The sequence below is a fragment of the Alishewanella sp. BS5-314 genome (assembly GCF_025377695.1).
Lineage (GTDB): Bacteria > Pseudomonadota > Gammaproteobacteria > Enterobacterales > Alteromonadaceae > Alishewanella > Alishewanella aestuarii.
The window spans coordinates 1,996,685-2,014,501 of sequence record NZ_JACEHJ010000002.1; the positions used below are offsets into that span (position 1 = coordinate 1,996,685).

General features: G+C 51.8%; 15 protein-coding genes. 4 read left to right on the top strand and 11 right to left on the bottom strand.

Annotation, left to right across the window (positions count from 1 at the left end; translation table 11 throughout):
- Nucleotides 1–41: 41 nt before the first annotated feature.
- The 5 genes from phoU to H1D31_RS13835 are packed head-to-tail and all read right to left on the bottom strand — an operon-like array spanning nt 42 to nt 5,743.
- Nucleotides 42–755, bottom strand: a complete 714-nt coding sequence (gene phoU, locus H1D31_RS13815; RefSeq protein ID WP_261259383.1) for a phosphate signaling complex protein PhoU — start codon at nt 753–755, stop codon at nt 42–44.
- A gap of 40 nt (nt 756–795) precedes the next feature.
- Nucleotides 796–1,545 (bottom strand): phosphate ABC transporter ATP-binding protein PstB, encoded by a 750-nt coding sequence (pstB, locus tag H1D31_RS13820; RefSeq protein WP_261259384.1) that lies wholly within the window; start codon nt 1,543–1,545, stop codon nt 796–798.
- Between the two features lie 42 nt (nt 1,546–1,587).
- The gene (gene pstA, locus H1D31_RS13825; protein ID WP_008607024.1) at nt 1,588–2,940 is read right to left on the bottom strand and encodes a phosphate ABC transporter permease PstA; all 1,353 of its coding nucleotides are present in this window, start codon (nt 2,938–2,940) and stop codon (nt 1,588–1,590) included.
- Nucleotides 2,937–4,772, bottom strand: a complete 1,836-nt coding sequence (locus H1D31_RS13830) for an ABC transporter permease subunit (RefSeq protein WP_261259385.1) — start codon at nt 4,770–4,772, stop codon at nt 2,937–2,939. Before H1D31_RS13830 ends, pstA (H1D31_RS13825) begins: the two co-directional genes overlap by 4 nt.
- Nucleotides 4,769–5,743, bottom strand: a complete 975-nt coding sequence (locus tag H1D31_RS13835) for a PstS family phosphate ABC transporter substrate-binding protein (RefSeq protein ID WP_008951184.1) — start codon at nt 5,741–5,743, stop codon at nt 4,769–4,771. The genes H1D31_RS13830 and H1D31_RS13835 overlap by 4 nt, the downstream gene beginning before the upstream one ends.
- Nucleotides 5,744–5,904: 161 nt before the next feature.
- Here H1D31_RS13835 and H1D31_RS13840 point away from each other — a divergent pair, with 161 nt between their 5' ends.
- From H1D31_RS13840 to H1D31_RS13855, 4 genes are all read left to right on the top strand, one after another.
- A complete protein-coding gene (locus H1D31_RS13840; RefSeq protein ID WP_008607019.1) occupies nt 5,905–6,402 on the top strand; it encodes a glycine cleavage system protein R in 498 nt (165 codons plus the stop codon).
- 88 nt (nt 6,403–6,490) lie between these two features.
- Complete coding sequence (gene ppk1, locus H1D31_RS13845; protein WP_008607018.1) at nt 6,491–8,623, top strand: polyphosphate kinase 1; 2,133 nt, start codon at nt 6,491–6,493, stop codon at nt 8,621–8,623.
- Nucleotides 8,620–10,173, top strand: coding sequence for an exopolyphosphatase (locus tag H1D31_RS13850; protein WP_141686127.1), 1,554 nt, complete (start codon nt 8,620–8,622; stop codon nt 10,171–10,173). Before ppk1 ends, H1D31_RS13850 begins: the two co-directional genes overlap by 4 nt.
- A complete protein-coding gene (locus H1D31_RS13855) occupies nt 10,173–10,787 on the top strand; it encodes a DNA-3-methyladenine glycosylase I (protein ID WP_261259388.1) in 615 nt (204 codons plus the stop codon). Before H1D31_RS13850 ends, H1D31_RS13855 begins: the two co-directional genes overlap by 1 nt.
- Here H1D31_RS13855 and phoR read toward each other — a convergent pair.
- The 6 genes from phoR to pstC all read right to left on the bottom strand — a co-directional run bounded on the left by phoR (nt 10,774) and on the right by pstC (nt 17,763).
- On the bottom strand, nt 10,774–12,111 hold the full coding sequence (gene phoR / locus H1D31_RS13860; RefSeq protein ID WP_008607011.1) for a phosphate regulon sensor histidine kinase PhoR: 1,338 nt from the start codon (nt 12,109–12,111) through the stop codon (nt 10,774–10,776). The two genes, H1D31_RS13855 and phoR, sit on opposite strands and share 14 nt — an antisense overlap.
- 6 nt (nt 12,112–12,117) lie before the next feature.
- Nucleotides 12,118–12,804: a phosphate regulon transcriptional regulator PhoB gene (gene phoB, locus H1D31_RS13865; protein ID WP_065954621.1), complete on the bottom strand. Its 687-nt coding sequence runs from the start codon at nt 12,802–12,804 to the stop codon at nt 12,118–12,120.
- A gap of 174 nt (nt 12,805–12,978) precedes the next feature.
- Nucleotides 12,979–14,016 (bottom strand): porin, encoded by a 1,038-nt coding sequence (locus H1D31_RS13870; protein WP_261259392.1) that lies wholly within the window; start codon nt 14,014–14,016, stop codon nt 12,979–12,981.
- A 148-nt stretch (nt 14,017–14,164) separates the two neighbouring features.
- Nucleotides 14,165–14,953, bottom strand: coding sequence for a phosphate ABC transporter ATP-binding protein PstB (gene pstB, locus H1D31_RS13875; protein WP_008607008.1), 789 nt, complete (start codon nt 14,951–14,953; stop codon nt 14,165–14,167).
- A 41-nt stretch (nt 14,954–14,994) separates the two neighbouring features.
- The gene (pstA, locus tag H1D31_RS13880; protein WP_008951176.1) at nt 14,995–16,362 is read right to left on the bottom strand and encodes a phosphate ABC transporter permease PstA; all 1,368 of its coding nucleotides are present in this window, start codon (nt 16,360–16,362) and stop codon (nt 14,995–14,997) included.
- 6 nt (nt 16,363–16,368) lie between these two features.
- On the bottom strand, nt 16,369–17,763 hold the full coding sequence (pstC, locus tag H1D31_RS13885; protein ID WP_065956568.1) for a phosphate ABC transporter permease subunit PstC: 1,395 nt from the start codon (nt 17,761–17,763) through the stop codon (nt 16,369–16,371).
- Between the last annotated feature and the right edge of the window lie 54 nt (nt 17,764–17,817).

Consider the following 17,817-nt stretch of genomic DNA (forward strand, 5'->3'; position numbering starts at 1 on the left):
TTAGCAGCTTAAGGCTTTATATTTTGAACTCGACAGCCGCTTTATTCGCTACGTAACTGCTCTTCCAGCTTCTCGTGGCTGACATGACGCACTACCTTACCTTTAACAAAGAAGATAATGTATTCAGCTAAGTTCTTGCAGCGATCACCGATCCGCTCCAGCGAGCGTGCTGACCACAATACGTTCATCACTTTTGGAATTGAGCGCGGATCTTCAATCATATAGGTCATCAGCTGCCGGGTGATAGCCTCATATTCGCGGTCAATTTTCTTATCTTCCTTGTGCACCGCTAACGCCGCTTCCACGTCCATCCGGGCGAAGGCATCCAGCACATCGTGTAACATCTGCCCAACATGGCGCCCCATATTTTCCAGATTTACCAGCAAATCCTGCTGATCGCTGTTAAAGGATTCTAAGGCAACCTTAGCAATACGTTTGGTTTCATCGCCGATCCGCTCCAGATCAGAGATGCTTTTTAAAATCGACATAATTAAACGCAGATCACTGGCCGCCGGCTGGCGTTTCGCAATCATCCGGGTACATTCTTTGTCAATCTGAATTTCCCAGTCATCCACTTTCAAATCGTTGGCCATCACTTCCTGAGCCAGGTCGCTGTCGCCATTGGCGATGGCGTTCAGCGCATCAAATAACTGCCGCTCAATCAGACCACCCATTGACATCACATGGTTACGGATCTGCTCCAGTTCTTCGTTAAACTGGCTGGAAATGTGCTTTGATAAGTTCAGTTTATCCATGTGTATCATCCCCTTGTGGTCTGCTTGACCCGGTAACGCTTTAACCAAAGCGGCCGGTGATATAATCTTCCGTTTGCGCTTGCTGCGGATCGGTAAAAATCTTATTGGTGGCATCAAACTCCACCACCCGCCCCATATTCATAAAGGCAGTAAAATCGGACACCCGCGCTGCCTGCTGCATATTATGAGTCACTATCACTATAGTGTAGTGTTGTTTCAGTTCGTAGATCAGTTCTTCAATTTTCAGTGTTGAAATCGGATCCAGTGCCGATGCCGGTTCATCCAGCAGTAACACCTCCGGCTCGATGGCGATAGCCCGGGCGATCACCAACCGTTGCTGCTGGCCACCCGATAAAGTCAGCGCATTTTCATAGAGCCGATCTTTTACTTCCTGCCATAAGGCCGCTTTCACCAATGCCGCCTCGACCAACTCGTCCAGTTGCCGCGGGCTATTCACCCCTTGCAAGCGTAAACCAAAGGCGACATTTTCATACACGGACTGCGGAAACGGATTCGGCTTTTGAAACACTATGCCGACCCGGCGCCGTAACTCAGCCAGGTCTATGCCGTCCTGGTAGATATTTAACTGATCCAGCCAGACTTCACCCAGGGTTTCCGTGTCATCCAGCAACTCGTTCATGCGATTAAAACTGCGCAATAAACTTGACTTGCCACAACCGGACGGACCAATCAGTGCTGTCACCTTATGAGTCGGGATCTGCAGGTTGACCTGGTCCAATACCACTTTTCCAGCCAGCCTGACTGATAAATCCTGCACCGAAATTTTCACAACCCACTCCTGTTCAGAGTTTAACAAGCAATCATTACAGTTTTATGACGAGCGCTGCTGTAACTGCCGATAGTGACGGCGTAAGCGCATTGCCAGCAGATTAAGCGCGCCGATCAGCAGCAGTAACACCAGCGCAATTGCAAACACTCTGGGCTCAGCCGCATCCGCGTTCGAACTCTGCAAACCCACATCGTAAATCTGGAAGCCCAAGGTCATAATCTGTTGCTCCAGATGCAAATAGGGCCAGCTGGCAGAAACCGGTAATACCGGTGCATACTTCACGACCCCGACAAAGATCAGCGGCGCAACCTCGCCGGCCGCCCGCGATACTGCCAGGATCAAGCCGGTTAGCATCGCCGGCCGAGCCTGAGGCAAGATCAGTTTGTATAACACCTCAGCTTTGGTTGCACCCAGCGCATAGCCACCCAGCCGCAAACTTTGCGGGATCCGGGATAAACCTTCTTCAGTGGCGACGATGACTACCGGTAAGGTTAGCAGCGCCAAAGTCAAAGACACCCAAAGTAAGCCGGGGGAGCCAAAGGTTGGTTGTGGCAACTGCCCGGCATAAAACAACTTATCAATACTGCCACCGAGTACATAGACAAAAAATCCCAGGCCAAAGACACCAAACACCACTGAGGGTACGCCGGCCAGATTATGTACGCTGAGCCGGACCAAACGTACCAGCCGGCTATCGCGGGCATACTCATGCAAATAGATGCCGGCCATAATGCCGATAGGTGCTACCAGCAGTGCCATCAACAGTACCGACAGCACAGTGCCCACTATCGCCGGCAGGATACCACCGGCGCTGTTTGCTTCCCGTGGTTCAGTGCTTAAGAATTGCCACCACTGCTTAAGATAAAGCTTTAGCTTGGCCGGCCAACTAAGCTGATTAGTCGGCAGCAGTAACAGCAGCTGGTTGGCCGCGACATTAAGCTGATGCCCATCGGCCAGCAGCAACTGGTAACCGTCGGCCGTCGCTGCCAGCTGCAACGCATACAGATCCCCCAACTGCTGCTCCCGCACCAGGGTCAGTTGCGGCGGTTGCTGCCATTCGGAAATCTGCGCCTGCCAGAACCAACGATAGCCGCCCTGCCCTGACGGTAAATAGCCTTGTCTTACCAGAATTCGCTCTGCCGGCGCGCTGGCATCCAAACCAGCAGCGGCCAATTGCGCAACCGACACCTGCTGCCGGCTAATCACCTCACCGGCAATCAGCCGGTTTTCGCCAGCTTGCTGATAACGGAATTGCACCAAATCCTGTGGCCAGAATAGTCCCAACCCACGCTGTAGCATCAGCCAGGACAATAACAGTACCAGCAGCAGAATCAGGGCACTGGTGAGTGCTGACAGCCAGAACCAGGCGTTGGTGTGTAGCCGCGGTTTGGTCATCCGTCTAGCCTCTGAAAGTTTCGCCGCAGTCGCTGCCGAAGCAAATCGGCCAGAGTGTTAGCGGTAAAGGTAAACACAAACAGCAGGATAGCAACCAGAAACAGCACCCGGTAATGGCTGCTATCCACTGCGGCTTCCGGTAGCTCGATGGTCAGCGCCGCGGTCAGACTGCGCAGCCCTTCAAACAGATTAAAATTAGTAATCGGCGTATTACCGGTTGCCATCAGAATAATCATGGTCTCGCCAATGGCCCGACTTAAGCCCAACATCACTGCCGCCAGAATACCGGGCACCGACAGCGGCAGGATCACCCGCTGAATAATTTGCCACGGCGTGGCACCGAGAGCTGAAGCGCCCAGCGTCAATGAACGCGGGATCTGGCTCATCACATCAAAGCAAACGCTGTAAACCAGCGGCATCACCGCCAATCCCATCGCCAAGCCAACCAGAAGCGCATTACGTTGCTGATAATCAATGCCCTGGCTGTTTAGCCAAAAACGGAAACTGCCATCAAACAGACTCAGCTGCAGCGTATGCCCCAAATATAGCGCCAGCAAGCCAACCGCTGCCAGTAACGCCAGTAGCAACAGTAATTCCCAGCCGCTGCCCGGTAATTTTTGTAATGACAGCGGCAACCTGGGCCAGAGCCAGCTTAAACCAAATACCAGCAGCGGCAGCAAGCCAAAAAAGCAAAGTAACGCCAGTAAATGTTGCTCCAGCGCCGGAGCCAGCCAGATCGCCGCCAAAAAGCCAATAATTACCGTTGGAAACAACGCCAGCAACTCAATCAGCTGACTTAGCCGGCTGCGCAGTGGTTCAGGTAAAAAGCAGCAGGTGTAAAGCGCAGCCAGCACCGCCAGTGGCACCGCCACCAACATCGCATAAAAGGCGGCCTTAAGGGTCCCCAGTGTCAAAGGTACCAGTGAGTATTTACCTTGTACCGCGGCACTGGCACTGCCGGTTTGCCACACATATTCCGGTTGCTGCCAGCCCTCATACCATACTTGCTGCCACAAGGTGCGCCAGGAGATCTCCGGGTGCCGGTTATCGATAAGCCACTGTTGTTGCCCGCTGGCGTTACTGAACAGCAGGCGCTGATTGCCGGGTAAAAAATGCAGCTCACCTGGCTGGGTGTCTACTGCAGCCGGGCCCTGCCATAACGGCTTAGTCAGATTGGCATAGAACAAACTCAGATTACCGGCGCTATCCAGTACCGCAAAACCACTGCGCCCCTGCTCGGCAGCGATGGTCTGGATAGCGGCAGCGCGGCGGCTAAATGGTTTAACCCAGCTTAAACGTAACTGCCCCTGCTGATCTGGTAATAAAAACCACTGTTTTAGCTGGCCACTGCTGTCGCCACTGATCAAACTGCGCTGGCCGGCCAACCAGACTAAAGCGGTCAGATCGACAGTGCGATCGGTCAGACTTAAGCGCTGCAGGCAGCCTTGCTCCGCTCGCGTCCGATCCAGCAGGCAGGCTTCGCCATGACGGGCGGCTAACAGCAGATAGCGCTGCTGCGGCTCAGATAACACAAAAACCGGTTCAAACTCCGGCAACAGGGCGTGATCCGGCAGCACCACCTTGGGCGTCGTTGCCACCGGCAGCGGTTCGGCTAGCGCCTGCGGCGTACTGACGCTGACCGGTTTAAACAGTGGCAGCACTTCTGAACCCAGATAAAAGAAGATCGCCAGTAAGGCAACGATAACACTACTGCCAGCGCTGGTGATCAGCAAATACCAGAGTCGGTCCAACCAACGCCGGCGGTTAGCCCGCTGCTTATTGGTGGTTAATCGATTGTCCTGCGCTGGTATTGGCGAGTTCTGGCGCGTCATAGTTCCAGCTCCTGCCGGATCGACGCCAGCACTGAGGATGGCACCGGCACCATGCCTTCCGTTGCCAGCAGGGCCTGGCCCTCTGTGGATAATACAAAGCGTAAGAATTCGCGCTCTGCCGCTGGCAGGGCTTTGTCGGGCGCCTTGTTCAGGTAAATATACAGCATACGCGCCAGCGGGTAAGCACCGGAGGCAGCATGTTCGGCCAGCGGTAACACCGCGGCATCTTCAGTTGTTGGGCGCACAGCCAGCCATTTTACCCCGGCGATCTGTTGCCCCACTCCCGAGTAGCCAATGGCATTTATGCTCTGACTCACTGCCCGCACTACAGCCGCAGCCCCTGGCAATTGCTGAACCTGAGAGCGGAAATCGCCGTCACACAGCACTTGCTGGCGGAAAAAAGTGTAGGTTCCCGACGCCTGGTTACGGCCATAAGCCACCACTGGCCGTTGCTGCCAGACACCACTTAAACCGAGCTGTTGCCAGTTCAGAATGGGCGGCGTTGCGGCACACCAGCCATTTTTGGCATAGATCCCTTCCAGCTGCGCCATACTAATGCTGTTTAGCGGATTGTCCTGATGCACATAGATGGCCAGCATATCCAGCGCCACCGGCACTGCGGTTGGCAAATAGCCAAAGCGGCGTTCAAAGCGGGCCAGTTCAGCAGGGATCATCAGACGGCTCATCGGCCCCAGACTGGCAGTGCCTTCACTGAGCGCGACAGCGGCGGTCGCAGAGCCACTGCTCTGAATTTGCAAATTCAGTTGCGGATGACGAGCAACGAAGTGACGGCGCCAGATCATCATCATATTATGCAGCGTATCTGAACCGGCACTGGACAGGGTGCCGCTAAGCGGCGCAGCAGCAGGAGCGGCAGGCTCGCTCAGGTCGTCGCCAGCCAGGCAAGCAACTGACGCCAGCAGCAAGCCACAGCGGATTAGCCCACGCGATATAATCTGAAAAACAGCCATCTTAGAATATCTGCTCCAAAAGTCGCCTTATCTTACCCCAGAGCGCAAAAACCACCTAGAGCAGTAAATAAAAATTCACATCCGACTTTAAAAACAAAAAGTTGCCGCTACACTCTATACAACAATCAGGAACAAAGGCGTTGTCATTCAGAGGAAGCAGTATGAAGCAGTTGGTACTCACCATTATCGGTAAAGATAAAGCCGGCTTAGTTGAACAGTTATCGCGCGTAATTAATGAACATAAAGGCAACTGGATGGCCAGTAACCTGAGCCATCTGGCGGGCTTTTTTGCCGGTATAGTGCAGATTGAAGTCGCCGAGCAGGATCTTGATACCCTAACCTCGGCGTTGGCAGGCATCAAAGATCTGGATATCCGGGTGCAGCAAGGCGAAGACAGTACTCTGGATAAAGGTCAGCAGTTACGTTTTGTGATTACCGGCAATGATCGCCCCGGCATTGTCAGAGAGCTATCGACCATTCTTAGCCATAAAGGTGCCAATATTGTTGCCTTTGAAAGCAGCAAACAAAGTGCGCCCAATTGGGGCTCGCCATTATTTCATGCGCTCGCCACCATTCAGCTACCGGCTGGTATCGAGCGGGATGAAGTGACGGCCGCGCTGGAAGCCATTGCTACTGATATCGTTGTCGATCTGGAGTAAAAAAACCGCGCTACAGGAATGCCCTGTCATCGCTCTGTCATAAAACTGACATAGAGTGAATTCCAGGCAGTAAGCAGGAGCACACTATATGGAATCGTCCTCACCACAAACAGCGGCACTTGAGTATCCGCTGTTTCCGCGCGAACTCAGTTGGCTGGCGTTTAACGGCCGGGTGTTACAGGAAGCTGCCGACACCCGCAATCCACCGATTGAACGTTTGCGTTTTCTGGGTATTTACTCCAATAACCTTGATGAGTTTTTCCGGGTGCGGGTAGCAGATGTTAAACGCCGTATCCTGCTGAAAAAATACCAAACCTACGAGCACGAAGATGCTGAGCAGCTGTTGTTAGAAATCCAAAACCAGGTGCTGCAACTGGGTAAGCAGTTTAATAAAATCTATCTCGATATCCAGCTGGAGCTGCGCAAGCACAATATTGAGCTGATTGACGACAGTAAGTTAACGGAGCTGCAATCGGCCTGGGTGCGCGCCTTTTTTAATAATGAAGTCAAGAAGCATATCTCACCTATCATTCTCTCCAGCACCGACGCCTCCCTGGGTAAAATTCTGGAAGATAACACCACCTATCTGATGGTGGAAATGACCGGTAGCCACAAACCGGAATATGCGATAGTGCAGGTACCAACCGATGAAGTATCACGCTTTATTGAACTGCCACTGCATTTGAATACGCGCAAGAAAAACGGTCACTACCGGCGCCAGATTTTGCTGCTGGACGATATAATCAACCATTGTGTCGCCGATTTATTCCAGGGTTTCTTTGAGTTTGACAGTATTTGCGCCTTCTCGCTGAAGCTGACACGGGATGCGGAATACAATATTAGTGATACGCTGGACCAAAGCTTAATCGACAAGATGTCCAAAGGGATCCGACAACGGCTGAAGTCAGAACCGACCCGCCTGGTGTACGATGCCGCCATGCCAGAACAGATGCTGAAAGTGCTGACCAAACAGCTGGGCACCGGCTCAATGGATGCGCTGATCGCCGGTAGCCGCTACCGCAACTTTAAAGACTTTATCGGCTTTCCGAATCTGGGACACCAGAGTATGGAGTTTCCGCCGCTACCGCCTTTACCCAGCCCGGACTTTGAACAGCACCCAACCACCTTCGATGCCATTCGTAACAGCGATATCCTGTTGTATTACCCGTACCACAGCTTTGGCTATTTTACTGAGTGGGTACGCCAGGCTTCGTTCGACCCTAAGGTGACCCATATCCGCATTACTATGTACCGGGTCGCCAAACAATCGCGGGTGATCCATGCCTTACTGGACGCGGTGCGCAACGGTAAAAAGGTCACCGTGGTGGTCGAGCTGAAAGCGCGCTTTGACGAAGAAAACAATATCAACTGGGCACGTAAGATGACCGATGCCGGTATTGAAGTGATCTTCGGCCAGACCACGCTGAAAATTCACTCCAAGATTTGCTTAATTACCCGGCTGGAAAAAGGCAAACCGGTGCGCTATGGCCATATTGGCAGCGGTAATTTTAACGAGAAAACCGCCCGTATCTATACCGATATGAGCCTCTTTACCTGTCATCCTGACATCACCGCCGAAATTGAGCAGGTATTTGAGTTTATCCAGTACTCGTACCGGCCCTTTGTGTTTAACCATCTGATTGTCTCGCCCACCTGGAGCCGGCCCAAGCTACAACAGCTGATCCAGCGCGAAATCGACTTTGCCGTCAGCGGCCGCAAAGCTGAAATCTTTCTGAAGGTCAATAACCTGGTAGACGAAGACATCGTACAGTTACTGTATAAAGCCAGTCAGGCTGGGGTAAAAATCCGGATGATTATCCGCGGCATGTGCTCACTGGTACCTGGTATTCCGGGTAAGAGTCAGAATATTAAGGTACTGAGTATCCTCGACCGCTTTCTGGAACACGCCCGGGTTTATGTATTTCACAATGGCGGTGATACTGATCTTTATATCTCATCTGCCGACTGGATGACCCGGAATATCGACCAGCGGGTGGAAGTGGGAGTACCGATCCTGGATGCGAAAATCAAACAAACCGTACTGACCACGCTGGATATTCAGTGGCGGGATAACGTGAAAGCCCGTATTATTGATGCTAAGCAAAGCAATCCATACGTCAAGCGTGGCAATAAACGGAACATCCGTTCGCAGCAAAGTATTTACGAATTCTTTGCCAGCCAGAGCCAACTGACGCAGCAACAGGCAGATCCGGAATTTTGATAACCACCCCACAACAGGACAACGCCGCCAGTGCCTATATGGCGGCAGTGGACCTGGGCTCGAACAGCTTTCATATGGTGATCGCCCGCATAGTGCAGGGCGATATTCAACTGCTACATCGTGAAAAACAAAAGGTACAACTGGCCGAAGGTTTAAACGACGATCTGGTCCTAAGTGAAGAGGCCATTGAACGCGGCCTGACGGTATTACGGCAATTTGCCGATACGCTGCAACCCTTCGCGCCGCAATCGGTGCGGGTCATCGCAACCTATACTCTGCGCCGGGCGAAGAATGCAGCAACTTTTTTACGCCGCGCCAAAACCTTATTTCCGTTTCCTATCGAAGTGATTTCCGGGCAGGAAGAAGCCCGCTTTATCTATCAGGGTGTAGCCCATTTTGAACATTTCGATGGCAAGCGGCTGGTGATGGATATCGGTGGCGGCAGTACTGAATTTGCGATTGGTGAAGGTAGTCAGCCATTACGGCTGGCCAGTCGCAATATGGGCTGTGTCAGCTATGCCAAAACCCATTTCGGTGCCGGTAAAATCAGCAGCCGCCGTTTTCAGCGCGCTATCGTCCAGGCCGAGCAGGAATTAGAACCTATTGTCAGCAGCTTCCGCGCCAGCGGTTGGCAGCAAGCAGTGGGTACCTCTGGCACCATTAAAACCATTCGCGATATTGTGGTCGGGCTGGGCTGGAGTCAGGGACCGCTGGAGCTGACACAGCTGTTACAGCTAAAAGACTATCTGCTAAAATTTGACAGCTGTGATGAACTACAGCTTACCGGCCTAACCGAAGATCGTAAGCTGTTAATCTGCTCCGGCTTAAGTATCCTGATCGCCGCCTTCCAAATGTTGCAAATTGAGCAACTGGTTTATGTCGATGCCGCTCTGCGCGAAGGCGTGCTGTATGAAATGACCGATAGGTTGCAGCATCTGGATATCCGCGAGCAAAGTATCCAGAGCCTGGTGCAGCGCTATGCAATCGATCAGGCGCAGGCCGAGCGGGTAAAACAGACCGCCTTGCAGCTGCTGGCACAGGTAAAAGACAGCTGGCAACTGACCGACGAAGCTGCGCTACTACTCGGCTTTGCCGCCACAGTGTACGAAATTGGCTTACAGATTAACTCCTCTGGTGTGCAGAAACACTCGGCCTATATTCTGCAAAATGCTAACCTGCCCGGCTTTAACCAGGAACAGCAACAATTGTTGGCCTGTCTGGTGCGCTTTCACCGCCGGAAAATCCGGGCTGATGAAATCCCCTACTTCAGCCTGTACGAATTGCCGCTGGTGATAAACCTGCTGGTGCTGCTGCGTTTGGCGGTGCTGCTGAATCAGAAACGCCGGGATGAGTTTTTACCCGAATTACAGGCCAGCGCCCGGGTACAGTCACTGCAACTGCAGCTGCCGTTGAGTTGGTTGCAACAACAAACCGTGCTGGCAGCCGATCTGCAGCAGGAGCAGAAAAGCCTGAAGAAAATTGCCTTTAAACTGGACATCCCGGCGTTGCAGGATCTGAACGATGCTCAGCTCAATCAGGACGCGGTCTGATGTGCCGCTGCCCCTGGCTGGACCAGAGTAAAGCAGACTATGTCGCCTACCATGATACGGAATGGGGCGTGCCCGTACTTGATGATAATAAATTGTTCGAATATCTGACGCTGGAAGCAGCCCAGGCCGGTCTGAGTTGGTATACGGTACTAAAGAAGCGGCAACATTACCGTCAGGCCTTTGCGGGTTTTGATCCGGTGCAAGTTGCGGCCTTTACTGAACAGGACGCCGCGCGTTTATTGCAAAACCCGGGCTTAATCCGTAACCGCCTAAAAATTGCCGCCGCTATCAATAACGCCGCCCGTTTTCTGGAAGTGCAACAGGAGTTTGGCAGCTTTGCCCGTTATCAGTGGCAATTTGTCAATTACCAGCCGCTGCTGAATCAACGCCAGACCCTGGCCGATTACCCGGCCCGCACGGCCGAGTCCGATGCGTTTAGCGCAGATTTAAAACGCCGCGGCTTTAAGTTTGTTGGCTCGACCATTATTTACGCCCATATGCAGGCCTGTGGTATGGTCAACGACCACAGTATTGATTGTTTCCGCTACCCGCAGCTGATACAACAGGTCGCTAGTCTGGACCTGCGCTCAGCCCTCGGCCTTACTTCACCTTAAACTTAGCGCGCTTTTTCGGCGTCTGAGCACCCAGCACCAGTTCGGGTGGCAAGGCAAAGGAAAAGGTACTGCCTTGGCCGGGTTCAGAGAAAATCAGCAGCTGGCTGTTATGGCGCGATAACACATGTTTGACAATCGATAAGCCAAGGCCGGTACCGCCGGTATTGCGCGCCCGCGCCTGATCAACGCGATAAAAGCGTTCCGTTAAGCGTTTTAAATGCTGCGGCGCTATGCCTTCGCCATTATCGGTGACAGTGAAGAGTGCGCGCTGGCCATCACGCTGCCAGCTAACCTGGATCACGCCGCCCGGCGGCGTATATTTAATGGCATTGGTGACCAGATTTGAGAACGCACTGCGTAGCTCCTCTGGCGCACCGGTCACTTTAAGCTCAGGATCAATCTCAAACTGCAGGCTATGTTGTTTGTCGCGGTTTAGCGTCTCAGCTTCCTGCTGGATCAGAGCCAGCATCGCCGGTACATCCACTTCCTGATCAAATTGCACCCGGGCCGCGGCTTCAATCCGTGACAGCGTCAATAGTTGCTGCACCAGACTATCCATGCGCCGGGTTTGTTCCAGCATCACGCCATGGGCCTTTTGCCAGATCGGCGCAGCCGGCTGGGCACTGCCATCCATCATTTCCAGATAACCTTGCAGCACCGTCAGCGGCGTACGCAATTCGTGCGAGACATTGGCAACAAAGTCTTTGCGGATCTGTTCCAGCTGCTTCAGCTGGGTAATATCGCGGACAATCAACAGAAACTGCGCCTTGCCATACGGCATCATTTTACATTCCAGCATAATGCTGGACGTGGTCGGTGACATCACTTCCAGCGGCTGCTGAAAGTTACGCTGTTTCAGATACTGATGAAACTCCGGTGAGCGGATCAGGTTATCAATCCGCTGCCCTTCGTCGCTCGGCCAACGCAGACCAACCAGCAGCTGAGCTAACTTATTACACCAGATAATATTCCAGTCTTCATTCAGCACCACCACGGCCTCCGGCAGTGCTTCCGCGCCATCACGAAAGCGCCGTACCAGAGTACGTAATTCTTTGCGTTTACGCCGCTCCCGCCGCTGCTGGAAATAAATGCCGTCGAAGATTTGCTGCCAGCTGCCATCACCAGCCGGTGGCGTCAGTTTACGATCGCGCCACAGCCACTTATCAAGCAGAAAGATATGTTTGTATTGCCACAGCAGGTGGCCGAGGGTCATTAGCAACAACGCCAATAACAGATGACCAAACAACAGGCCGGCAAAGGCGGCTGCACCATAATACAGCGACACCTTGGCCAGGATCTGTCGCTTTGACAGCAACAGGCGCATCAGAGATTACTTCGCAGAGAAGCGGTAACCAGAGCCGCGTACCGTTTGCACCAGCCGGTCATGGCCGCTGGGCGAAATGGCTTTACGTAAGCGGCGGATATGCACATCAACGGTCCGATCCTCAACGTAGACATTGGTACCCCAGACATGATCCAATAATTGCTCGCGGCTGTAAACCCGTTCCGGATGGGTCATAAAGAAATGTAGCAAGCGGAATTCTGTTGGCCCCATATCCAGTGCCTGATCGGCAGCACTAACCCGATGTGAAATCGGATCCAGGCGCAGTCCTTGCACTTCTATCACATCGTCCAGACTGGTCGGCGCCACGCGGCGGATCACAGCTTTAATCCGCGCCATCAGCTCTTTCGGTGAGAAAGGTTTGGTCACATAATCATCAGCGCCCACTTCCAGACCGCGCACCTTATCTTCTTCTTCGCCACGGGCAGTGATCATTATAATCGGTATATTACGGGTCACGTCGTGTTGCTTAATTTTCTTGGCGATCTGGATACCACTGCCGCCAGGCAACATCCAGTCTAGTAAGATTAAATCAGGATAGGGTTCAACCAATTGATTGATTGCCGCATCAAAGCTGTCGGCGGTATAGGGCTGATAGCCGTTTTGCTCAAGCACAAAACACAGCATATCGCGGATTGGGGCTTCATCTTCAACAACCAGTATTCGTCTTGACATAGTTCGCTAGCCTGTTAATAAAACTTTGCCCTATTATCAAAGCATAATATGACAGTTTTATGAAAACCGCGAATAAAGCCGCCAGAAACAGCTGAATAATCAATAGTTATCTGCTGCCTATAAACAAAAAAACCCCGCCAACGGCGGGGTAAGATAACACCAGGGAACAGCAGATTAGAAATTGTATACTACGCCCAGTGACAGCGCTTTAGCGTCCTGACCAGTAACAGTATTCAGCTGGGTATCACGGCCGCCGGCAGTAACGCGGAAGTTTGCATTGTCGTCATTTGACGTCACCGCGTAAGCTGCATACAGGGTTAAAGCACGACCGAAGTTACGATCCACACCAAACACAAACATATTGGCACCTGATTCGGTTACGTCATTCTTACCGGCAACATAGTACTGGCCACGCAGAGTGTAATCACCCATCTTGTAGCTGGTACCCAGACCGTAAACATTGCGATCACCGCCTGGTACATCGCTGGCAGTTTGGTATAAACCTGAAACGCGCAGATCTGAGGTCAGGTCATAGTACAGACCAACGCGAACTGCGTTTGGATCTAAACCGTTAGCACCTTCAAAGGTCTCGTAAGCGACAGCAGCGTAGAAGCCTTTCACTTCATAGGCTACTGACATGCTGTAAGATTCCTGGATATTGTCTACCGTAGCCCCAGAGTTGTTATGTGGCGTGTAGTGGAAATCAAATACGAAGTCACCAAATTTTGGTGAAGTATAGGCCACGCCGTTTCTGTAACGCTCGTCAAAGACGTTACCGATGTTAGCGTTGGTAGAGCCTGAAGTAGAAGTACGGGTCAGGTTACGGATATCACCTACGCGGTCACCGAACATATCAACTTTACCACGCACGTTTTTCAGTGGGGTGTCAAACTGACCGATACGTACAGTACCAAAACCGCCTTTTAAGCCGACGAAAGAATCGCGTGAAGCCCAGTTCCCTGAACCTTCGTCAAAACGGATATTCTGTTCAATTTGCATAAAGGCTTCTAAACCGCCATCCAGCTCATGCTTGGCACGGAAACCTAAACGGCTGGAGTTGCTTGATACGTTAGTACCGCTGTCTACACCGTTATCCAGTGAATCAACTGACAGGTGAGCGCGGCCATAGATCTGTACCGTGTTAGCCAGAGCTGGGGTCGCCATTACTGAACACAGTGCGGCGGCAACTAAACTTAATTTGATGGTTTTCATGGAACTCTCCTGATTAGCTTTTTATTGGTATGCTGAACACGGGACTTATTATCAGTAACAAAGATGTCAGTAATGTGGCTCTTGCATGAAGCTTTTATGACAAAGGCCGGATAACCGGCCTTTGGAGATAGCGAGATAAAACAAAAACTTAACCGTAACGACCGGTAATATAGTCTTCGGTTCTTTTCTGTGTCGGGTTGGTGAAGACGTCGTTGGTACCACCAATTTCAATCAGATTACCCAGGTGGAAGAACGCAGTACGGTCTGATACCCGCGCCGCCTGTTGCATATTGTGCGTCACAATCACGATAGTAAAGTTCTGCTTTAACTCGGTGATCAGCTCCTCGATAATTGAGGTCGCAATAGGATCCAGCGCTGAACACGGCTCATCCATTAAAATCACTTCCGGGCTGACCGCGATAGTACGCGCGATACATAGACGCTGCTGCTGACCGCCTGACAGACCGGTACCCGGTTGATTTAAACGATCTTTAACTTCATCCCATAAACCGGCGCGGCGCAGACTGGATTCAACCACATCATCCAGATCCGATTTTTTGCTGGCCAAACCATGTAACTTCGGGCCATAAGCAATATTTTCATAAATCGATTTCGGGAAAGGGTTAGGCTTTTGGAACACCATACCGACCTGAGCCCGCAGCTGCACCACATCCAGTGACGGCGCATAAATATCCTGGCCATCCAGTGCAATTTCTCCGGTTACCCGGCAGCTGTCGATGGTATCGTTCATCCGGTTTAAACAGCGTAAAAAGGTCGATTTACCACAGCCTGACGGGCCGATAAAGGCAATCACTTCATTCTCCACAATATCCATATCCACGCCGTGGATGGCCTGGTTGCTGCCGTAAAATACTTTGACATCACGGGCCGTCATTTTAATTTTTTGGCCGGCTTCATTAACTTTTGCAGTAGTCATACTTAATTCCTGTATTCAAAAACGGTTAGGCGGGCCAACTGTTACCAACGCACTTCAAAACGACGACGTAACCAGATTGCCAGACCATTTAAGGTCAGCATTAATCCCAGTAACACAATAATGGCGGCTGAGGTTCTGGCTTCAAAGAAATTCCGCAGCTCATTACCCTGCCATAAATAAATCTGTACCGGTAGCGCCGTAGACTGTTCCATCGCGCTGGACGGCACTGAAGCGACGAAGGATTTCATGCCAATTAGCAGTAAAGGTGCACTTTCACCCAGCGCCTGGGCGACACCGATAATGGCACCGGTGAGGATGCCTGGAATGGCCAGCGGTAACACATGGTGAAATACCGCCTGAGTTTTTGACGCCCCCAGGCCTAAAGCTGCCTGACGAATTGACGGCGGAATAGCTTTTAACGTCGAGCGGGTCGCAATAATCACCGTGGGTAAGGTCATCAAACTCAATACCAGGCCACCAACAAAGGGGGCTGACATCGGCAGATTAAACCAGCCGATAAAGATCGAGGCACCCAGTAAACCAAATACAATAGAAGGTACTGCAGCCAGGTTGTTAATATTCACTTCCACCAAATCGGTAAACTTATTTTTCGGTGCAAATTCTTCCAGATAAATCGCAGCTGCCACGCCCATTGGCACCGCCAGCAGGATCACTATCAGCATCATATACAGCGAGCCCATAAAGGCACCGGCCAGGCCGGCCGAGGCCAGTGAGCTGCGTGAATCAGGGTTCATAAACAGGGCCCAGCTAAAGCGATTCTGAATCACGCCTTCCGCTTTCAGACTTTCAACCCACTCCCGCATCTTTGGACTTAACTGCTGCTTCTCATCCGGTAAGCTGCGATCGATATTGCCTTTTAACCAGACATCAATATTGGCATCGGTTAATAAAAACAGCTTTTGGGTTTGCCCGATAATAGCGGGGTTAGCAATAACTCTATCCCGCAGCGCAAAACGCTCGCCTGAGGTCACAATACGCGCCAAATCCCGCCGATGCTGCGCGCCGTCCGGAATCACCTTTAGCAGGGCATCCTGAATTAAGCGGTTAAAATTGACCATCCCGACTTCAGAGCGCCAGGCCAGATGCCGTTGCTCAAAAGCCTGTGGCGATTCGCCGGCCTGCAGCACCGGTTGTTCACTGATCTTGACCACTGCCGGGTCAAAGTGGATCTCCAGCTCAATACCATGCTGCCAGAACGCCGGTAAGCCTTTAGAGAAGATATTGATAAAGAGTAAGGCGACTAACAGTAAGCTGATGCCTACCGCCGTCATACCGGCAAAACGAAATAGCTTTTCCTGACGGTGCCTTTTCTTTAATGAGCGCACTACCTGCTGCTGTACCGGGCTGGCGCTATAAGTTGAAGACGCAGAAGTCTGCACAGTTTTCATAAGCTATTACTCGTATTGTTCACGGTATTTACGGACGATCACCAAAGCGACGATATTCAGTAACAGGGTAATCACAAACAAGGTTAAACCGAGCGCAAAGGCCACTAATGATTGCGGGCTGGCAAAATCATTATCACCTGTTAACTGGTTCACAATGGTTACGGTTACCGTCGATACGGCTTCAAAGGGGTTCGCAGTTAACGACGGGCTGTTACCTGCCGCCAGCACTACTATCATAGTTTCACCAATGGCGCGGCTGGCTGCCAGTAATACGGCGCCAACGATCCCAGGCAATGCTGCAGGTAGTACTACCTTGCGGATAGTTTCGGACTTAGTCGCACCCAAACCTAAGGAGCCGTCGCGCAGCGCTTTGGGTACCTGAGTAATAATGTCATCAGATAATGAGGAGATAAAAGGGATAATCATAATTCCCATTACCACACCGGCAGTCAGGGCAGAGGTAGCGCGGATGGTAAGTCCCAGCATCTGCCCCAAATCGGCTAAATAGGGCCCTACCACCACTAAAGCAAAGAAGCCATAGACAATGGTCGGGATACCGGCCAATACCTCGATAATAGGTTTTACGGTGTCACGCACCTTTTTCGGCGCATACTCGGCCATATAGATAGCCACCATTAAACCCAGTGGAATCGCCACTAATAACGCAATACCGGCGACCAGCATAGTGCCTGATAACAATGGTAATAAACCAAAGCTGCCCTGACTCCCGGTCAGGGAGCCGTCGGCAACACCAGCGGTGGAGAAACGCGGATTCCAGGTGGTACCAAAAAAGAAATCGCTGGGCTTAATAAAGCTAAAAAACTTCAGCGTTTCGCCAACCATCGACAGCACGATACCGATAGTGGTTAAAATTGCGATGGTTGAACAGATCAGTAAGGTCGCCATTAAGGCTTTCTCGACCTGATGCCGGGCGCGTAATGACGGCCGGATTTTCTGATAACTGACCAGCAAACCCAAAGCACCGATAATAAACATCAGCGCCGTTAGTAACAGCGTACTTTTTTGCTGCAGCGCGGTCAGATAATTAGCCGCACTAATCTCCCAATCCGCCGCTTCGCTTAATACCGCAAAGTTGGTGGCCAGATTGCTGATACGACGCAGTATTACCTGTGCCTGCTCACCGCTGTTCAGAACCTCAGCGGGTAAGGATGCCAACACCAGTTGCTGGATCACTGCCGGCGAAAACCAATTCCACAACAGCATCACAAACAACGGCGGCAGTACCGCCCAAAGCCCAACCATCATGCCGTAATGATGGGGCCGTGAGTGCAGGCTGGCACTATTCTGGCCACCAGCCAGTTTACGGCTGCGCTGCATGCCTAGCTGATAGGCTACCGCCAGCAATACCAGCAAAATAATTATAAGTGACAAGTTATTCATCAGTGCTCCGCTACTGATCGTCAGATAATCCACTGATACTAGCTTAAAGTATCA

Coding starts and splice junctions, on each gene's coding strand:
- ppk1 (WP_008607018.1), top strand. CDS start 6,491: ATGGAATCGTCCTCACCACAAACAGCGGCACTTGAGTATCCGCTGTTT.
- H1D31_RS13840 (WP_008607019.1), top strand. CDS start 5,905: ATGAAGCAGTTGGTACTCACCATTATCGGTAAAGATAAAGCCGGCTTA.
- H1D31_RS13835 (WP_008951184.1), bottom strand. CDS start 5,743: ATGGCTGTTTTTCAGATTATATCGCGTGGGCTAATCCGCTGTGGCTTG.
- H1D31_RS13855 (WP_261259388.1), top strand. CDS start 10,173: ATGTGCCGCTGCCCCTGGCTGGACCAGAGTAAAGCAGACTATGTCGCC.
- pstA (WP_008951176.1), bottom strand. CDS start 16,362: ATGAAAACTGTGCAGACTTCTGCGTCTTCAACTTATAGCGCCAGCCCG.
- pstC (WP_065956568.1), bottom strand. CDS start 17,763: ATGAATAACTTGTCACTTATAATTATTTTGCTGGTATTGCTGGCGGTA.
- phoU (WP_261259383.1), bottom strand. CDS start 755: ATGGATAAACTGAACTTATCAAAGCACATTTCCAGCCAGTTTAACGAA.
- H1D31_RS13870 (WP_261259392.1), bottom strand. CDS start 14,016: ATGAAAACCATCAAATTAAGTTTAGTTGCCGCCGCACTGTGTTCAGTA.
- phoR (WP_008607011.1), bottom strand. CDS start 12,111: ATGCGCCTGTTGCTGTCAAAGCGACAGATCCTGGCCAAGGTGTCGCTG.
- H1D31_RS13830 (WP_261259385.1), bottom strand. CDS start 4,772: ATGACGCGCCAGAACTCGCCAATACCAGCGCAGGACAATCGATTAACC.
- pstB (WP_008607008.1), bottom strand. CDS start 14,953: ATGACTACTGCAAAAGTTAATGAAGCCGGCCAAAAAATTAAAATGACG.
- pstA (WP_008607024.1), bottom strand. CDS start 2,940: ATGACCAAACCGCGGCTACACACCAACGCCTGGTTCTGGCTGTCAGCA.
- phoB (WP_065954621.1), bottom strand. CDS start 12,804: ATGTCAAGACGAATACTGGTTGTTGAAGATGAAGCCCCAATCCGCGAT.